This is a genomic window from Microbacterium sp. AC215, from assembly GCF_979258645.1.
This window is the reverse complement of record NZ_OZ409869.1, coordinates 2,364,196-2,377,236: the sequence shown is the minus strand read 5'-3', so window position 1 is coordinate 2,377,236 and position 13,041 is coordinate 2,364,196. Positions and strand designations below refer to the sequence as shown.

At 67.3% G+C, this 13,041-nt stretch carries 10 protein-coding genes; 1 reads left to right on the top strand and 9 read right to left on the bottom strand.

Annotated elements, in window-relative coordinates; all coding sequences use genetic code 11:
• Positions 1 to 86 precede the first annotated feature (86 nt).
• The 6 genes from ACZZZF_RS11520 to ACZZZF_RS11495 form a co-directional block, all read right to left on the bottom strand.
• Complete coding sequence (locus ACZZZF_RS11520; protein ID WP_400339328.1) at positions 87 to 584, bottom strand: HIT family protein; 498 nt, start codon at positions 582 to 584, stop codon at positions 87 to 89.
• A gap of 324 nt (positions 585 to 908) precedes the next feature.
• Positions 909 to 1,310 carry a DUF779 domain-containing protein gene (locus ACZZZF_RS11515; RefSeq protein ID WP_400339329.1) on the bottom strand — a complete coding sequence of 134 codons (402 nt, stop codon included), beginning with the start codon at positions 1,308 to 1,310 and terminating at the stop codon, positions 909 to 911.
• A 68-nt stretch (positions 1,311 to 1,378) separates the two neighbouring features.
• Positions 1,379 to 2,929: an acetaldehyde dehydrogenase ExaC gene (gene exaC / locus ACZZZF_RS11510; RefSeq protein ID WP_053098219.1), complete on the bottom strand. Its 1,551-nt coding sequence runs from the start codon at positions 2,927 to 2,929 to the stop codon at positions 1,379 to 1,381.
• A 137-nt stretch (positions 2,930 to 3,066) separates the two neighbouring features.
• Positions 3,067 to 4,392, bottom strand: coding sequence for a transcriptional regulator (locus ACZZZF_RS11505; RefSeq protein ID WP_400339332.1), 1,326 nt, complete (start codon positions 4,390 to 4,392; stop codon positions 3,067 to 3,069).
• A 216-nt stretch (positions 4,393 to 4,608) separates the two neighbouring features.
• Entirely contained in the window at positions 4,609 to 6,036 is a 1,428-nt protein-coding gene (locus tag ACZZZF_RS11500) for a CCA tRNA nucleotidyltransferase (RefSeq protein ID WP_400339335.1), read from the bottom strand.
• Positions 6,037 to 6,097: 61 nt separating this feature from the next.
• On the bottom strand, positions 6,098 to 6,391 hold the full coding sequence (locus ACZZZF_RS11495; protein WP_053098222.1) for a hypothetical protein: 294 nt from the start codon (positions 6,389 to 6,391) through the stop codon (positions 6,098 to 6,100).
• Between the two features lie 80 nt (positions 6,392 to 6,471).
• Between ACZZZF_RS11495 and ACZZZF_RS11490 the strand changes: the two genes are divergently transcribed.
• Positions 6,472 to 8,232, top strand: a complete 1,761-nt coding sequence (locus tag ACZZZF_RS11490; protein ID WP_400339337.1) for an alkaline phosphatase family protein — start codon at positions 6,472 to 6,474, stop codon at positions 8,230 to 8,232.
• 38 nt (positions 8,233 to 8,270) lie between these two features.
• Here ACZZZF_RS11490 and ACZZZF_RS11485 read toward each other — a convergent pair whose 3' ends face one another.
• From ACZZZF_RS11485 to ACZZZF_RS11475, 3 genes are all read right to left on the bottom strand, one after another.
• A complete protein-coding gene (locus tag ACZZZF_RS11485) occupies positions 8,271 to 10,220 on the bottom strand; it encodes an MSCRAMM family protein (protein WP_400339339.1) in 1,950 nt (649 codons plus the stop codon).
• Positions 10,221 to 10,316: 96 nt separating this feature from the next.
• Positions 10,317 to 11,372 carry an LLM class flavin-dependent oxidoreductase gene (locus tag ACZZZF_RS11480; RefSeq protein WP_053098225.1) on the bottom strand — a complete coding sequence of 352 codons (1,056 nt, stop codon included), beginning with the start codon at positions 11,370 to 11,372 and terminating at the stop codon, positions 10,317 to 10,319.
• A gap of 40 nt (positions 11,373 to 11,412) precedes the next feature.
• Positions 11,413 to 12,969, bottom strand: a complete 1,557-nt coding sequence (locus tag ACZZZF_RS11475) for a DUF7059 domain-containing protein (RefSeq protein ID WP_463498380.1) — start codon at positions 12,967 to 12,969, stop codon at positions 11,413 to 11,415.
• Positions 12,970 to 13,041 lie beyond the last annotated feature (72 nt).

Sequence of the window (13,041 nt, the reverse complement as noted above, 5' to 3'; positions counted from 1 at the left end):
CGTTTCACGGATGGCTGCCCGACCGTCGGGGTGTCTACAGCCAGCCGACATCGTCCAGCAGGGTGGCCGCAGACGACTCCGTGGTGTCAGGCTGACGCGTGCCAGGCCCCTCGGAGTGCGACCACAGAATGGGTCATGTCCGAGTCAGGGAGATGCACAGGTCCATCGGAGATGTCCACGTTCTGAAGCGGGTCATCCGCCAGATGTTGCGGGAACACATGGCAGTGGAGATGCGGGGCCCGATGTCCCATCACCAGGTAGTTGATCTTCCGCGGGTCGAATGCCCTGTCGATGGATCGGCCCGCTCGTTGGACGTCGCGCCAGAACGCGCTGAGCTGGCCGGCATCCAGCTGACCGAGGTCAGTGAGATGCTCACGGAGGATCACGACGGTGTAGCCGGGATGCGCCTGGTTTCGTACCAATCGGACGTGAGTCATCTCGGTCGAGGCCACCAGGATGCTGTGCTCGTTCTCCGGCAGATGTGCGTCGGCACACATACCGCAGACCTCCGGGTCCACGAGTTCGGCCCACTCCTCATCCGTCCACCACATCGGCCCATGGTAACCAGGCGCGAGGGCGGCCACGGTAGAACTCACGGCATCCCGGCCATGCTTTGGCTGGTTGCTCCGGCAGCCTGTCGCGGTTTCGCCCGGATGGATCCGCGAAATCGACTCCACTCACCGGGGCTGAAATCCGTATCGCTTCATCGTCTCCTCAGTCGTGCGCAACTCACCGGCCGCTGACTGCCTTCGTGCGTCTTCAATATCCTGACCGATGCCTGGCTGCGACAACCAAAAGTCGACGAGAGGCGATACGCAGTCCTTCAACTCACTCCTGTATACGCGCTGCATCTCGCCTTTCTAGTCCGATGCGCTGCCAACAGAGGCATACTTCTGGCCACATTTCCCTCAGCTCCCCGAATGCGCGAGGCCGAAGTACTCAAGCTCCGCATCGTTCAGCATCCGCGAGCGGATCAGGAACCGCATGCCTGTGGGACCCTCGACCGAGAAGCCGGCACCGCGGCCCGGCACGACGTCGATCGTGAGGTGGGTGTACTTCCAGTACTCGAACTGCGATTCCGACATGAAGACCTCGACCGGGGAGTCGAGCCCCACATCGAGGGCGCCGAGCAGCACATCGCTCGGCCCGGTGATGAACATGCCGACCGGGTAGCACATGGGTGACGAGCCGTCGCAGCATCCGCCCGACTGATGGAACATCAGGGGTCCGTGCTGCACGGTGAGATCGCGGATGAGGGATGCCGCGGCATCCGTCACGTCGACTCGCTGATAGGTGCCGATGCTGACCATGGTCCGAGCCTTCCTGCAGGTGGTTCCGGGCGGGCGCTGCCGGTGCAGCGCCCGCCCGGAGGTCGAGCTCAGAAGAAGCCCATCGGGCCTTCTGCATACGAGACCAGGAGGTTCTTGGTCTGCTGGTAGTGGTCGAGCATCATCTTGTGGTTCTCGCGACCGACGCCCGACTGCTTGTACCCGCCGAACGCCGCATGCGCCGGGTACTGGTGGTAGGTGTTCGTCCAGACACGACCGGCCTCGATCGCCCGTCCCGCGCGATAGGCCGTGTCGCCGCTGCGGCTCCACACTCCCGCACCCAGTCCGTAGAGGGTGTCGTTCGCGATCGAGATCGCATCGTCGAAGTCATCGAACGAGGTGACCGAGAGCACCGGGCCGAAGATCTCCTCCTGGAAGATGCGCATGTCGTTCGTGCCCTCGAACACGGTCGGCGCAACGTAGAAGCCTTCGCTGAGGTCGCCGCCGAGATCGACGCGGTCGCCACCCGTGAGCAGTCGCGCGCCTCCCTGCTTGCCGATGTCGATGTAGCTGAGGATCTTCTCCAGCTGATCGTTCGATGCCTGCGCTCCGATCATCGTGGCCGGATCCAGCGGGTTGCCCTGCACGACCCTGCCGACGCGTTCGAGGCCGTCGGCGAGGAAGCCGTCGTAGATCGAGCGCTGGATGAGCGCCCGCGACGGGCAGGTGCAGACCTCTCCCTGGTTGAGAGCGAACATCGTGAAGCCCTCGAGCGCCTTGTCGTAGAAAGGGTCGGCGGTGTCGCGTGCGACGTCCTCGAAGAACACGTTCGGGCTCTTGCCTCCCAGCTCCAGGGTGACCGGAATGAGGTTCTGCGACGCGTACTGCATGATCAGACGCCCCGTCGTGGTCTCACCCGTGAACGCGACCTTGCGGATGCGCTTGTGCTGCGCGAGCGGTGCACCCGCCTCGATGCCGAAGCCGTTCACGATGTTCACGACGCCGGCGGGCAGCAGATCGCCGATGATGTCGAAGAGGAACAGCAGGGATGCCGGCGTCTGCTCGGCCGGCTTGATGACGACGCAGTTGCCTGCGGCGAGCGCCGGCGCGAGTTTCCACACGGCCATGAGGATCGGGAAGTTCCACGGGATGATCTGTCCGACCACGCCGAGCGGCTCGTGGAAGTGATACGCGACGGTGTTCTCGTCGAGCTGGCTGATGCCGCCTTCCTGCGCCCGGAGCACTCCGGCGAAATATCGGAAGTGATCGACAGCGAGTGGGATGTCGGCGGCGAGCGTCTCGCGAACGGGCTTCCCGTTCTCCCAGGTCTCGGCGACGGCGATCTCCTCGAGATGCTGTTCGATGCGGTCGGCGATCCTGTTGAGGATCACGGAGCGCTCCGCCGGGCTGGTCTTGCCCCAGCTGGCGAAGGCCTTCCAGGCGACATCGACCGCGCGGTCGATGTCCTCGACGGTGCCGCGGCCCACCTCGGTGAAGGGCTTGCCGTTGACCGGGCTCACGTTGTCGAAGAACTGGCCCTTGACGGGATCCACGAACTCTCCGCCGATGTAATGGCCGTACCGCGGACGGTAGGTAGCGAGGGCGCCCGGCTGACCGGGAGCGGCGTAGGCGGTGGACACGTCTTCTTCGACGATGGTCATCGGGACTCCTTCGACGGGCCGCGGCGTCGGTGCTGCGGGCTGTGTCTCGAAGGTAGGTCGTCAGAGGTTGCGCCCCGATGCGCAACGTTGCGGATGGTTGCACGCGGTCGGCAGATGTCCGAGACAGACCGGACGGTTCAGCTCTCCTCTATCCGTTCGATGCGGGCGACGAGCCCGGCGCGCTTCGGCGAGCGCGCCGGAAGCATCTCCAGAGCGAGTCGCAGGGCCGCGGCATCGCCCTGTCCCTCCGGGATCTCGGCGTACTCCAGGAGGACGTCGAGGCTCGCCTCCGACAGCATCGTCTCGCGCAGCGCCGCTCTGACGGACTCGCGGAACTCCTCGACTCCCGGCGATGTGGATTCGGGAAGGACCGGACCGCGGTATGCGGTGAGGGCGACCCGATGGGCACCTCGGTCGAGCAGCGAGAGGACGTCGTGCGCGTCCGTCTCGAGCACCACCGGCAGTCGATACGGCCGCGACTCGGGGACGAGGCTGGGGGCGTGCTTCTCGAGCACCTTGCGCAGACGCACCATCTCCGGCCGCAGCGTGTCGGCCGACGCGTCCGGTCCGTAGACGAGTTCGCTGAGTCTCTCGGCCGACAGCCCCTGGCGATGCACGGCGAGCATCAGGAGGATCGCGGCATGACGAGCGCTGAGCTCGATCACGGATTCCTCGAGTTCTGTCTCGGTCTCGAGACGTGCCCGATCGCGTCCCAGGACGTGCAGCGTCGCCCGGGTCGTGGGCTTCGCCCGCGAGGAGATGGTGATCGGACGGTGCGACTCGCTGCGGGCCCGCAGTCTCGACACGAGCAACTCCGACTCGACCGCGCGCGCTGTCGCATCGACCAGCAGCCTGGCCTGCATCGAGACGACCTCGTGTCCTCCGGTGATGTCGATGACCCCGAGGACACGCCGCGTCTCGGGGTCTCGCACCGGAGCCGCCGTGCACGACCACGGATGCACCAGCCTGTTGTAGTGCTCAGCACCGCGGATCTGCACCGACTGTCCGAGCGCCAGCGCTGTGCCAGGAGCTGTCGTGCCGACGGCGTCCTCGGCCCAGTTCGCGCCGGCCACGAAGCCCATGCCCTCGGTGAGCGATTGCAGCTTGCGATCGCCTTCGATCCACAGCAGCCGTCCGGCCTGATCTCCGACGGCGACGACGACACCGGAGTCCCCCTCGGTTCCCGGCAGCAGCAGGGCTCGGATCATGTCCATCGCGGACGCGAGCGGATGCGCGAGTCGATAGGCCTCGAGCTCTTCGCTCACGAGTTCGATCTGCGGGGCCCCTTCGGGGCCGACGCGCCCTCGCCAGGATCGCACCCACGATTCGCGGACGAGAGGTCGCACCTCCTGCAGGCGCTTGTCATCGAGATTGCCGGCGATGAGCTCTTCGTGTGCACGCTCGATCAGAAGACGAGAGGCCTCAGGCGGCCCTTCACGTGACACCTGCCACGACGCGACCACGGGCGTCTCCGATCGTCGATGGTGGAGCGTTACCTCAGTGTAGGAGCCGGATGCCGTCGGCGGTACCCGCGATATTCCGGTCACGCGTTCCGGGTGCAGGCTTTCGCACAGGCCGCCGAGGTCGACGAACTGGAGGAGTGACGAGTCGTCTGGGGGACCCCTCATGGGGACGCCCGCGCCCGACCGCCGCATCGCTGTCGATGCGGCTCGATCGGCTCAGACCCGGGCTGCCCACCATTCACGGAGCCGCTGCTCGGCGGCATCCGCTCCGATGACGCCTTCGTCGAGGCGCAGCTCGAGCAGGAACTTGTAGGCCTCGCCGACCTCACGACCGGGCGTGATGCCGAGGATCTTCTGGATCTGGTTGCCGTCGAGCTCGGGCCGGATGGAGTCGAGCTCCTCCTGCTCGCGCAACGCCGCGATGCGCGATTCGATGTCGTCGTAGGCAGACGCCAGTCGTCCGGCCTTGCGCTTGTTGCGCGTCGTGACGTCGGCGCGGGTGAGGATGTGCAGCCGCTCGAGCAGGTCGCCGGCGTCGCGCACGTAGCGCCGCACCGCGGCATCCGTCCACGCGCCCTCGGCGTATCCGAAGAACCGCAGATGCAGCTCGATCAGCGTCGATACCGACTCGGTCGTGTCGGTGTCGAAGCGCAACGACTGCAGGCGCTTGCGTGCCATGCGCGCCCCGACGACGTCGTGATGGTGGAAGGTGACGACTCCGCCGTCCTCCAGCTTGCGGGTGCGGGGCTTGCCGATGTCGTGCAGCAGCGCCGCGATCCGCAGGGCCACATCGGGCTCGGCACCGGGGTGACGCGAGTGCTCGAGCGAGATCGCCTGGCGGAGGACCGTGAGGGAGTGCTCGTAGACGTCCTTGTGATGATGATGCTCGTCGACCTCGAGTCGCAGCGCACTCACCTCTGGCAGGAACTCCTCCATCAGACCGGTGTCGACCAGCACGCGGATGCCGCGCACCGGGTCATCCGTCTGCATCAGCCGCACGAGCTCCGATTGGATGCGCTCGGGACTCACGATCTCGAGGGTGGCGCGCAGCTGCGTGATCGCGTCGGCGGTGTCATCGTCGATCCGGAAGCCGAGCTGGGCGCTGAAGCGCGCGGCGCGGAGCATGCGCAGCGGGTCATCGCCGAACGAGACCTGAGGGTCGGCCGGGGTGCGCAGTACCCCGGCGACGAGGTCTTCGACTCCCCCGGTCGGGTCGACGAGCGTGATGGCCGGCACCAGCAGCGCCATGGCGTTGACGGTGAAGTCGCGTCGGTGCAGATCCGCGTCGATCGTGTCGCCGAACTCGACGGTGGGCTTGCGGGTCACACCGTCGTAGCTGTCTGCGCGATAGGTCGTGACCTCGACCTGCTCACCCTGCACACGCGCGCCGATCGTGCCGAACGCCCGACCGATGTCCCACTGGGCCGTCGAGATCGGCCTGACGATGCGCAGGATGTCGTCCGGCATCGCATTCGTCGTGAAGTCGAGGTCGTGGGTCGGCCTGCCGAGCAGCGCATCGCGCACGGGCCCCCCGACGACGGCGAGGTCGAAGCCCGCCTTCTCGAAAGCCTCCGCGAGGGTGCGGACGACCGGATTCTCGGCGAGCGCGCCGAGACGGGCGAGGCCGTCAGCCATGTTGAGCATGGGTTCCAGCGTACCGGGGTACGGGTGTCACCCGCGGGCCGCAGTCCGCGCCGAGCGGACGTCAGAACAGCGGGTTCTCACCCTTGGCCTGCGCGACCGCGCGAACTCGCGCCTGCACGAGCCGCACGAGAAGCGTGCTCAGCAGGAACCCGCCGACGACGGCGACAGCGACGATGAACCAGATCCCGATCTCGGGATCGATCAGCTCGAAGCCGTAGATCGCGACAACGAGCAGAAGCAGCACCGGCCCCTCGATCAGCGCGAATGTCACGAACAGCCGCGTCTGACGGCGGCCGAAATCGGCGTTCACGGCACGGACGCGCGCCTCGATCGACGACTCACCTGCGTAGCTCATGCCCCCACGCTACCGGCGTCGCATTTCGCCTCACAGTCCCGCTCTCGTGCTCGGCATCGCCCGAGTCCTAGGATCGGCACGTGGCCGCAGAAGCGAACGAGTCCCCCTCAGCGCCTGACACGTCCCGGCGCGGGTTCCTCAAGATGGGCGGCGCCGCACTGGCCGGCGTCGTGGTCGGCGGCGCGGCGGGCGCTGCGATCGGCGCGAACGCCGCGAACCAGCGGAAGGGTTTCGCCACTGAACCTGATCCGTTCGCCGCACTGACTCCCCGCAGCGAACCCGGATTCGATCATCTGGTCGTGGTGATGGGTGAGAACCGCTCGTTCGACAACCTGCTCGGGTACCTCTACTCGAAGGAGTCGCTTCCGACAGGCGAGAAGTTCGAGGGTCTCGCGTTCGGGACGCACAGCAACACGGCATCCGACGGCACGGTCGTCGAGGCGCACATCTACACCGGCGACACCGACCGGATCATGAGCCTGCCCGATCCCGATCCGGGCGAGGAATACCCCCACGTCAACACGCAGATCTTCGGCACCGTCGACCCGAAGGACAACGCCGACCTGTTCGTCGACCAGATGACGGCCCCCTTCAACGCACCTACCCACGGCGAGAAGGCGACGATGTCGGGGTTCCTCGAGGACTACATCATCAACTTCCGCCGTCTGCGCAAAGGCGTCGAGCCGGCCCCCGACGAGGCCGCGCACATCATGGGCTCCTTCTCGCCCGAGATGCTCCCCGTGCTCTCGACCCTCGCATCGGAGTTCGCGGTGTTCGACCACTGGTACGCCGGGGTGCCGTCGCAGACGTTCTGCAACCGGTCGTTCTTCCACGCGTCGACGTCGCACGGCTTCGTCACGAACCAGGCCGGCGGCGGGTACCGCAAGTGGCTCGATGCGCCCGCGGCCCCGACGGTGTTCAACCGTCTGGAAGACGAGAAGGTCAGCTGGAAGATCTACATCGACAAGATCCAGCTGGTGTCGTTCACCGGGATGCTGCACGCTGCCGTGCTGGAGAAGTACTGGCGCACCGAGCACTTCGGCACGATGGAGGACTTCTACGCCGATGCGAAGAACGGCACCCTTCCGGCGTATGCGTTCATCGAGCCGCGCATGGTCTACGACCACAACGACTTCCACCCGCCGTTCGGGTCGCCCCGTGAGAGCGAGGTCGACGGCGAAGCGGTCTACGACAGTGCCATCTCGGACGTCCGGGCCGGCGATCGGCTGATCCACGACATCTACGAGGCGGTGCGCACGAGTGCGTCGCCGCAGGGGTCGAACGCGGTCAACACCCTGCTGCTCATCACGTTCGACGAGCACGGCGGATGCTACGACCACGTGCCTCCGCCCGCGGCGACGAAGCCCACGAAAGACACCGGGGCGGGTGAGATGGGCTTCACGTTCGATCGACTCGGATGCCGAGTGCCCGCGATCGCCGTGTCGGCCTATACGAAGCGCGGCACGATCGTCCACGACGAGATGCACCACGGATCCGTCACGGCCACCCTCTCGCGGCTGCACGGATTGAAGCCGCTCAACGACCGCGACCAGTCGGCGAACACACTGTTCACCGCTGTGAACCTCGACGCACCCCGGCATCCGGCCGACTGGCCCGTGACCACGCCCGCCTACACGCCGCCGAATCCCGAGCAGCGCGAGCCGAAGCCCGGTGAGGCCGACCAGATGAAGCCGCTCACCCCACCCGCCCGCGGCCTGCTCGGGCTGCTCCTCGCCAAGTACGGCAAGCCGGGTGAGCCGGAGCCCGAGACGTTCGCCGACGCCTATCGCCTGCTGCACGAGCACGGCGACGAGCTGTTCGGGCCCGCGAAGGGTTCCTGATCTCGGGGGGGTGGATGCCAGCATCCAGCCCCGGTGTCTCAGTCGCGGTTCGAGCGGCGACGAGAGATCAGGAAGAGCACAGCTCCGACCACGAGCACCGCGGCGCCTGCGGCGGCCCAGACGAAGGTCTCGGAGCCGAGCCCTGTCGCAGGCAGCTGGCCCGCCCCGGTGTCGGGCGGCGTCGTCGGCTGCGTCGGTGGCTGCGTGGGCGGGTCCGTCGGCGTGACGACCGCGGCGGAGACCGTGAAGGTCGGGCCGACGAGCGCCTCTCCCGCAGCCGTCACGACGAAGGTGGCCGTCGCCGGACCGATGATCGTGCGTCCCTCCGGAGCGGTGATCGTCAGGTCATACGTGTCCGGCGGCAGGTCGACGATCTCGTAGGCGCCGTCGGCGTCGGTGGTCACCTCCTGCGAGATGTCATCCGATTCCACCGTGAGGACCACGCCGGCCAGAGGGTCGCCCTCGTCCGTGAGCACCGCGCCCGAGATCGATCCCGGGCGGGCGAGCTCGAAGTCGATGCCCGCGAGGTCGTCCGTGGTGAGCTCTTCGGTGCGAGTCGTCGGTCCGGTTGCGATGTACCCGTCGGGGGGCGTGATCGTGATCTCGTACTCTCCCGCCGGCAGTCGCGGGAATGTGAAGGTGCCCTCGTCGTCGGTGACCGTCGTGACCGTGTCGACGCCGTCTGAGGCGGCGATCGTGACATCGGCGATGCCCGTTCCGTCGACCCGCACCGTGCCGCTGAGGTCGGGGTTCTCGACCACGACCAGCTCCTCGAGGACGATCGGCTCCTCGCTGTCGTCCGGGACGATGATCTCAGCGGTCTCGGTCGTGGTGAATCCGGGCGGAGGAGTGATCTCGACGGTGTGCGGACCGGCCGGAACGCCCTCGATCAGGAATCCGCCGTCCGCGTCGGTCGCCACCGGCTCGACGCCGTCGATCGTGATGACGGCACCGGGAACCCCGGCGTCCTCCTCGTCGACGACGCGTCCGGAGACCGCGACAGGCACGATGTCACGCACCTCGAAGTCGGCACTGCCGTCGTCGGTCGTGAGGTCGACGGCCTGCGCAGACGGCGACACGGCGATCTTGCCCTCCGGGACAGTGACCGTCACCGTGTATCCGTCGGTCGCGACGAAGCCGGGGAAGGAGTACGCACCGTCGGCATCCGTCTTGGTCGTGGCGACCACATCGCCGTTCGCATCCGCGAGCGCGAGAGCGGCCCCCGGCAGCGGGCCGTCGGCCTGATCGGTGACGGTCCCTGTGATGTCCCGTGCGATCGATGCGAACCACGTCTGGTAGATCGGGAATCCGGAGCGCTGCGTGAAGAAGAACGTGAGAGAGGTGATCGGCACCGACGGCTCGAACCAGGCCGCCGAGCCGCTCGTGTCAGACGCGGCCGCATTGCCCGTGAGGGTCTGGGTCGCGGCGTCCCAGGCGGGAACATCCGCGGAGTCTCCCGAGCACGAGGGCTTGCCCGCGATGCCGGGGGCGCAGTAGTTGAAGCCTCCGTTGAAGCCGAGATCCTCGGCGGTGAGTGTCTGACCGTCGACGCCGATCGCCTGGATGCGCACGGAGTCAGCATCGATGTCGCCCAGCACGAACGTCCAGCCGGATGTCGGCGTCGGCCGTGCGAACGAGTAGGTCGTCGTCGAGGGGCTCGTGGGGCTGTCGACCTTCGGCCGCAGGTTCAGATACTGCTGATCGATGCTGCTGCCGTACTTCTCGCCGACGGGGGTGCCCTGAGACAGCCAGGTCGATGCACCCGAGATGATTCCGACCTGCCCTGCGCGCGAATCGCTGGTCATCGTCGCGGTGAGGGCGGGTTGCGCTGCCACCTGCACGGTGGTGGTGTACGCGCCGCCCACACCGGTGAGCGGCTGCCAGGTCGACCATGTGGTGGTGGTGGCTGCGGCCGCCGGCATCGCGCCGACAAGCACTGCGACGAGGACGATGGCTCCGGCCAGGAATCCGCTCTTGGGCGCTCGCATGCGGCCAGGCTATCGATATATCGGCTCGCCGGTCGAGGAAAAAGAAGGGCGGATGCAGTTCGCATCCGCCCCTTCATCCGCCGTTGCGGTCGATCGTCAGACCGGATCTCCCTGCACGGGACCCTCGGTGTTCGGCTTCCAGCCGAGCGCCGGGGCGACATGGGTCGCGAACGCCTCGAGCACGTGGAGGTTGTATGCCGGGCCCAGCTGGTTCGGGATCGTCAGCAACAGAGTGTCTGCCGACATGACGGCCTCGTCAGCCAAGAGCTGCTGGATCAGCACGTCGGGCTCGGCCGCATACGTCTTGCCGAACGTCGAGCGGAAGCCGTCGATGATGCCGATCTGGTCGGCGTTCTCCTCGCTGCGCAGACCGAAGTACGCCCTGTCCATGTCCGAGACGAGCGGGAACACGCTGCGGCTCACCGAGACGCGAGGTGCTCCGGTGTGTCCTGCCTCCTTGTAGGCGGAACGGAACAGGTCGATCTGCTCGCGCTGCAGCTGATGGAACGGCACACCGGTCGCCTCGGTGAGCAGGGTCGAACTCATCATGTTGAGACCCTTGCGGCCGGTCTCCTCCGCGGTGGCGCGGGAACCCGAGCCCCACCAGATGTGGTCGCGCAGGGTGGGCGACTGGGGCTCGATCGCGAGGTATCGGCCGGCTCCCACCATGCGGGGGTCGCCGGGGGCGAGACCCTCGCCGTCGATCGCACGGAGGAAGAGGTCGAACTTCTCGCGAGCGATGACACTGCCGCGCTCGGGGTCCTCCTCGTCGTGGAAGCCGAAGGTCTCGTATCCGCGCAGCGCCGTCTCGGGTGACCCGCGGCTCACGCCGAGCGCGATGCGACCGTCGGCGATCAGGTCGAGTGCCGCCGCCTCCTCAGCGAACTGGAACGGGTTCTCGTACCTCATGTCGATCACGCCGGTGCCGACCTCGATGCGCTTCGTACGCGCAGCCATGGCTGACAGCAGCGGCATGGGCGACGCCGCCTGGCGAGCCCAGTGGTGCACGCGCACAGAGGCGCCGTTCACGCCGATCTCGTCGGCACCCTCCGCGATCTCGATGGTCTGCTTCAGCATGTCCCCCGCGGTGCGGGTCGCCGAACCGGGCACGTCTGCATAGTGCCCGAAGGAGAGGAATCCGAAAGCCTTCATGGTGTATTCGAACGCATATATGCGAGCGGGTATTCCTGCATCACTCCCCCGGGATCAGCAGACCGTCGAGCACGAGCTGGCGGATGCGGGGCTCGAGGTCGGCCCACAGGTCGACGAGCGGCACCTCGAACAGGTCGGCCAGAGCTGCGACGATCTGCATCACCGTGAGCTCGCCGTCGCAGGCCCCGACGAGAGCGGCGAGCGCCGGGTCGACCGCGATGGTCCGTGCGAAGCCACCGCCCTGACGCAGTTCGATGATGCTCGGATCGTCGTTGCCCGGAAGCAGATGTCGTGCCTCGGTGACATCCGGAGCGACGATCAGCGTCGTAGGCAGTCCTTCTGCGAGCACGTCGTGCGCCGCGAGACCCGAACGCAGCGCCCCGCCCACGTTCGAGACGGGCTGTGCGACGCGCTCGAGACGACGCAGGGGCGCTCCGCCGCCTGCCGGCCGCCGCACCAGGATGTAGCCGAATCCGACGGCGGTGACGCCACGCGCGGCGAAGTCATCGAGCCATGCGGTGAGCAGCGGGGTGAACGCGGCATCGCGGGGCGTCGTGCCTCCGTCGCGGATCCACAGCTCTGCGTAGCCCAGCGGCGACAGCTCTTCGCGCTGGATGACCCACAGATCGAGGTCGCCAGGAACCCACGACGAGAGGCGATCGAGACCCGCGCGTCCACTCAGCGATACCTGGCCACCGCGCGACTCCCAGTTGCCGAGCAGCTGTGCCACGCCTCCCGGGGTCAGGAAAGACGGAACCGCACGCAGGAACTGCTCGACGAGCGCGTCACCGACGAGTCCCCCGTCGCGATACTCGTACTCGGGGACCCCTTCCGCGCGCGGGGTGATCACGAAGGGCGGGTTCGACACGATCAGGTCGAACGCCTCTCCCCCGACCGGCTCGAACATGCTGCCCGATCGGAACTCGATGTTCGAGACGCCGTTCAGCTGGGCGTTCAACTCGGCATAGGCGAGCGCTCGCGCCGAGATGTCCGTGGCGACGACGGATCCTGCGTGACGAGCGACGAGCAGTGCCTGGATGCCGCATCCGGTACCGAGATCGAGGGCACGGTCGACCTCGATCGGCATGATGACCTCGGCGAGCGTGCGGGAGGCGCCGCCGACTCCGAGCACGTGATCCGCGGGCAGCGCGCCGTCGAGCGCCACCTCGTCGAGGTCGCTGGCGATCCACCATTCACCGATCCCGTCGGCGTCGACGAACGACTGGGGACGCAGCAGCGCAGTGGGGATCACCTCATCGCCATCGATCCTCGCGAGGCCAAGAGCCACGAGGCCGTCCGCCCCGAGTCTCGGGAGAGCCGTCGTCACCGCGGCGATCGGCTGCGGCAGCCCGAGCACCAACAGCCTGCCGAGAGTCGCGAGCACACCGTCTTCACCGGCGATCGCGCGCAGGATCGGCTCGCGCATGCCTCTGGCCAGCGCGTCGTCCTCCTCCTCGCCCCACAGGCGACGGAGCGGCTCCGAGCGGAGATCCGCGGCGTCGAGATCTGCGGCGAGCGCGGTGCTGCGGAGCGGATCGGGCGTGGGGGCGAGGGTGTCGGACACGGCCGTCACTCTACGCGTCTTCAGGGTTCTCATTCAGCCAGCGGCCTAGAATCACAAGGTCACCACTCACGAGCAGCCTGGGATCCCGGCGTTCGAGGAAGACCT

What these genes read in the sequence shown, in the direction of transcription:
- ACZZZF_RS11515 (WP_400339329.1), bottom strand. Translation starts at nt 1,310, where the DNA reads ATGGTCAGCATCGGCACCTATCAGCGAGTCGACGTGACGGATGCCGCG.
- exaC (WP_053098219.1), bottom strand. Translation starts at nt 2,929, where the DNA reads ATGACCATCGTCGAAGAAGACGTGTCCACCGCCTACGCCGCTCCCGGT.
- ACZZZF_RS11500 (WP_400339335.1), bottom strand. Translation starts at nt 6,036, where the DNA reads ATGCTCAACATGGCTGACGGCCTCGCCCGTCTCGGCGCGCTCGCCGAG.
- ACZZZF_RS11495 (WP_053098222.1), bottom strand. Translation starts at nt 6,391, where the DNA reads ATGAGCTACGCAGGTGAGTCGTCGATCGAGGCGCGCGTCCGTGCCGTG.
- ACZZZF_RS11485 (WP_400339339.1), bottom strand. Translation starts at nt 10,220, where the DNA reads ATGCGAGCGCCCAAGAGCGGATTCCTGGCCGGAGCCATCGTCCTCGTC.
- ACZZZF_RS11480 (WP_053098225.1), bottom strand. Translation starts at nt 11,372, where the DNA reads ATGAAGGCTTTCGGATTCCTCTCCTTCGGGCACTATGCAGACGTGCCC.
- ACZZZF_RS11475 (WP_463498380.1), bottom strand. Translation starts at nt 12,969, where the DNA reads ATGAGAACCCTGAAGACGCGTAGAGTGACGGCCGTGTCCGACACCCTC.